This is a genomic window from Mesorhizobium sp. M7A.F.Ca.CA.004.04.2.1 (assembly GCF_004022825.1).
Lineage (GTDB): Bacteria > Pseudomonadota > Alphaproteobacteria > Rhizobiales > Rhizobiaceae > Mesorhizobium.
The window spans coordinates 1-4,551 of sequence record NZ_RZPH01000458.1; the positions used below are offsets into that span (position 1 = coordinate 1).

Annotated in this window: 4 protein-coding genes; 2 read left to right on the forward strand and 2 right to left on the reverse strand. The window is 63.8% G+C overall.

Annotated features, from left to right (window positions below):
• The first annotated feature begins 144 nt into the window (after positions 1-144).
• Together EN893_RS19920 and EN893_RS19925 are read left to right on the forward strand one after the other, a co-directional pair.
• Positions 145-354, forward strand: coding sequence for a DUF680 domain-containing protein (locus EN893_RS19920; protein ID WP_127266903.1), 210 nt, complete (start codon positions 145-147; stop codon positions 352-354).
• Positions 355-430: 76 nt separating this feature from the next.
• Positions 431-1,390, forward strand: coding sequence for an SDR family oxidoreductase (locus EN893_RS19925; protein WP_127266904.1), 960 nt, complete (start codon positions 431-433; stop codon positions 1,388-1,390).
• Between the two features lie 63 nt (positions 1,391-1,453).
• Here EN893_RS19925 and EN893_RS19930 read toward each other — a convergent pair whose 3' ends face one another.
• Together EN893_RS19930 and EN893_RS19935 are read right to left on the reverse strand one after the other, a co-directional pair.
• Positions 1,454-1,612, reverse strand: coding sequence for a DUF3309 family protein (locus EN893_RS19930; RefSeq protein ID WP_023810914.1), 159 nt, complete (start codon positions 1,610-1,612; stop codon positions 1,454-1,456).
• Between the two features lie 92 nt (positions 1,613-1,704).
• Positions 1,705-4,551 (reverse strand): efflux RND transporter permease subunit (locus EN893_RS19935; RefSeq protein ID WP_164900973.1); only part of this gene is annotated, 2,847 nt, incomplete at its 5' end.

Genomic DNA, 4,551 nt, shown 5'->3' on the forward strand with positions numbered 1-4,551 from the left:
TCTTGATCAGGTTCCAGTCGATTTCAGCCATTCATTTATGAATATCAGAACGCCATCTGTAGTCAATTTCCATTCGCGTTCAGAGCGACCATATTCCGGCTGCAGACACCAACACGGACTGCAAACACCACCAGGAGAACTCAGATGAACAAGATCGCTCTCACCACCGCCGCCATCCTCATTTCCGTCAGCGCCGCCTTTGCCGGCAGCGACAAGTTTGGGTCGAACGACGCCAGCCGGCCGGCTGTCACCAGCACCGACAACACGACCACCGCTTCGATCCACAACCCGGATGCGGCCGTCCGGCAGCCGGTCACGCAAGGCAGCAACCGCGACCTCTTCGGCAGCCGCTGATCTCGATCGCGCTTGTCGCTGATCCCGATCGCGCCTTGCGACCGACCACGCAAATCCCAACCCCGGAGTGCTTCCAATGACCAGTATCGCAATTCTCGGTGCCAATGGCCGGCTCGGCCGCGTGGTCGCCAAGGCCTTCATCGACGCGGGCTACGAGGTCCGCGCCGTCACCCGCAACGGCAAGGTGCCGGCCGAACTCAAAGGCGCCACAGCCGTTGCCGGTGACGCGCTCGACCGCGAGGCCCTCATCCGCGTCACGCAAGGTGTCGACATCATCTTCAACGGCCTCAACCCGATCTACACCGAATGGGCCAAGTGCCTGCCGATCGCCGAGAATGTCATGGCCGCTTGCCGTGCCAACAACGCACTGCATCTCTTTCCCGGGACCGTATACAATTACGGGTCGCCGATGCCGGAGGTGATCACGGAAGACACGCCGTTCCGCCCGACGACCGAGAAGGGGCGCATCCGCGTCGCCATGGAGGACCTGTTTCACCGCGAGGCCGAAGCGCGCCGCGTCCGCACCATTATTTTGCGGGCCGGCGATTTCTTCGGCGGCACCGGCAGCGGCTCGTGGTTCGACCTGGTCGTCGCCGCCAAAATCAACAAGGGTGTCTATACGGCGCCCGGCCCGGTCGACCTCGTGCATGAATGGGCCTACCTGCCGGATCTGGCCAGGGCTTTCGTCGGACTGGCGCAGAACCTGGACAAGCTCGGCGCCTATGAAGCCCTCAACTTCCCGGGCCATCCCGTCACCGACCTGGAGATCAAGGCGGCCGCGGAGAAGGCGCTTGGACGCCCGCTCAAGATGACCTCGATGGCGTGGTGGGTGCTGCGCGCCGGCAGCCCGTTCGTGGCGATGTGGCGTGAGATCGTGTCGATGTCCTATCTGCGCTTCGAACCGCACCAACTGGCGTCGGCAAGGCTGGAAGGCATCATCGGCGCGATCCCGCACACGCCGCTGGATCAGGCCGTCACTGAAGCTCTCGGGGATATCGGCATTGCCACCGTGACCGGCGTTGCGAAAGCTGCCTGACCTCCGCGATGGCGGGCGATACTCCTCCGCACATTAACAATCTCCGCAGACTGAGAGGGCGCCTCAGAGCCGTCCCATCAACAGCAGCACCATAAGCACCACCAGCACCACGCCGACAATACCCGAGGGCCCATAGCCCCAGGAGCGCGAATGCGGCCAGGCCGGCACCGCGCCGATGAGGATAAGGACCAGGACGATGATGACTATGGTGGTGATCGGCATGAGAACCCCGCAATTCGACTTTTCGCCTAAGAACAATGCAAAAGGCCGCCCGGTTGTTCCGGGCGGCCTTTGCCGGTCAAATCGGCAATGATCTATTCGGCGGCTTTCGGAAAGGCGATATCCGGCCCGGCTCCGGCATCCCGCCCTGGCGCATCGGTCGATGAAATCTCGACCTTGCCGCGCCGGAACAGACGGCTGATCAAGCCGCGCCGTGCGCCCGGCTTGACCTTGGCGCGGGTGAACACCATCAGCATCGACGGCGTCACCACCAGCGTCAGCACCGTGGCGAAGGACAGGCCGAAGACGATCGCCGAGGACAGCGAAATCCACCATTGCGTCGACGGCGCGTTGATCGTCGTCTCGTGATGGAAGATTTCCAGCCCGAGGCCGAAGGCGATCGGCAGCACGCCGAGAATGGCCGACACAGCCGTCAGCACGACCGGGCGGGCGCGCTCGCGGCAAGTCTGCAGCACCGCCTCGACCTTGTCCCAGCCTTCTTCACGCAGCCGGTCATAGGTGTCGATCAGCACGATGTTGTTGTTCACCACCACGCCGGCCAGAGCGATGACGCCGATGCCCGACATGACGATGCCGAACGTCTCGCCGGTTATCAGCAGCCCGAGGAACACGCCGATCGTCGCCATGACCACGCAGGACAGCACCAGCCAGACGCTGGTGAACTTGTTGAACTGCGCCAGAAGCACCAGGAAGATCAGGAAGATCGCCGCCCCGAAGGCCTTGCTGAGGAAGGCGCTGGCTTCGGCGCTGTCCTCGTTCGAACCGGCCAGCTTCCAGCGGATGCCGCTGCCGAGATCCATGTCGGAGACGGCCTTGGTGACCTGCTCCTGCACAGCCGCGACCTGAGCGCCGGCGGCGACGTTGGCCTGGACGACCACCGTACGCGCGCCGTCGATGCGGTTGAGGATGCCGACCGTCGGCTCCGGCTTGCGCACGACGAAGTTCGAGATCGGCACCGAGCCTTGTGAGGTCTGCACCCTGAGTTCGTCGAGCGTCGACAGCGTGCGCCGGTCTTCGGGCAGCCGCAGCCTTATGTCGACCGCGTCGTCGGCTCCGGCAGGCCGGTATTCCGAGAGTTTCAGCCCGTTGGTCACCAGTTGCACCACCGTCCCGACCGAGGTTGGGCTGATGCCGTACTGCGCCGCCTTGGCACGATCGACCTCGAGCGCCCAGTCGACACCGGGCGGCGGCAGGCCGTCGGAAATATCGATGACGCCGGGCACCTTGCCGATGCGCGCCGCGACCTCACGGGCCTTGTCGTCGAGCCCCTTGGGGTCGACGGCCGAAAGCCTGATCTGGATCGGCTTGCCGGTCGGCGGACCGGCTTCCGGCACGCGCACCTCGACATCGACGCCGGGAATGCCGGCCATGACGCCGCGCAGATCGTCCAGGATGTGGTTCGCCGACTTGCGCTCGCGCCAGTCGATAAATTCGTACTGGATGACGCCGACGACGTCTTCGGGAATATCCTGGCCGCCGCCTTGCGTCTTGCCGACGCGGGTGTAGACCGACTTCACACCCGGCCAGCCGAGCAGCCTGTCTTCCGCGATCTTGGTCGCGGTATCCATTTCGGCCAGCGAAAGATTGCCGCGCGCATGCACGTAGAGCAGGCCATAATCCGGCTCGACATTCGGGAAGAACTCGACGCCGGCGCCGTATTTCGAATAGGCAAAGCCGACGCCGAACAAGAGCGCGACGGTCAGCACCAGCACGGTGATGGGGAAGCGCACCGCCTGCTTGACGATCGCCATGTACCAGCCGTCGCGATTGTCATCCTCATGATGCGGCGGCGCCTTGGCGAAGATCGCACCCAGCGTCGGCGCGAAGACAAGCGCGTAGAGCATCGAGGCCGATAGCGTGACGATCAGCGTGATCGGCATGTACTTCATGAAGTCGCCGATGATGCCCGGCCAGAACAGCAGCGGCGAGAAGGCGGCGATGCGCGTCATCGTCGCGGCGATGACCGGACCGGCCATGCGCTTGGCGGCGAGCGCGAAGGCTTCCTCCTTCGGCATGCCTTCGCTCATCCGTCGTTCGGCGAACTCGGTGACGATGATCGCATCGTCGACCAGCATGCCGACGGCCAGGATCAGGCTGAACAGCACGATCATGTTGATCGTGTAGCCCATCATCGCCAGCAGCAGGATGCCGATCAGGAAGGACGACGGAATCGCAAGCCCGATGAGCAGCGAGGCGCGGCCGGACAGCGCGTAGAGGATGACGATGAACACCAGGATGACGGCGATCATCACATGGTTCTGCAGGTCGCCGAGCAGCTGGTTGACGAAGACCGACTTGTCCTGCGTGTAGGTGACGTTCATGCCCTCGGGCATCGACTTGACAAACTCGTCGGACACCGTTCGCACCTTGGCGATGGTGTCGATCAGGTTGGAGCCGATGCGCTTCTTGACTTCGATGGCGATGGCCGGCTTGCCGTTGAGACGGGTCACCGTCTCGGCATCCTTGAAGGTCGAACGGATCGTCGCGATGTCCTTGGCCTGCACCACGGCATTGGGGCCGGCGACCACCGGCAGTGCGGCGACATCCTCCGGCGTTTCGATCAGCGACGGTACCTTGACGGCGTATTTGCCCTCCGAGCCTTCGATATTGCCGGCGGCGACCAGGCTGTTGGAGTTGCCGACCGCACCGATCAGTTGATCGAGTTGCAGCCCATAGGAAGACAGCTTCATCGGATCGATGACGACCTCGACGAGATCGTCGCGCGCACCCTGCAGCGAGCCCTCGAGAACACCGGGAACCTCCTCGATGCGGTCGCGCAGTTCACGCGCGGCGGCGGTCAGCACGCGTTCAGGCAGATTTCCCGAGAGGGTGACGACGAGCACGGGAAATTCGGAAATGTTGACTTCGGTGACGACAGGTTCTTCCGCCGCCTGCGGCAGGTCGGCCTTGGCGTCCTGCAC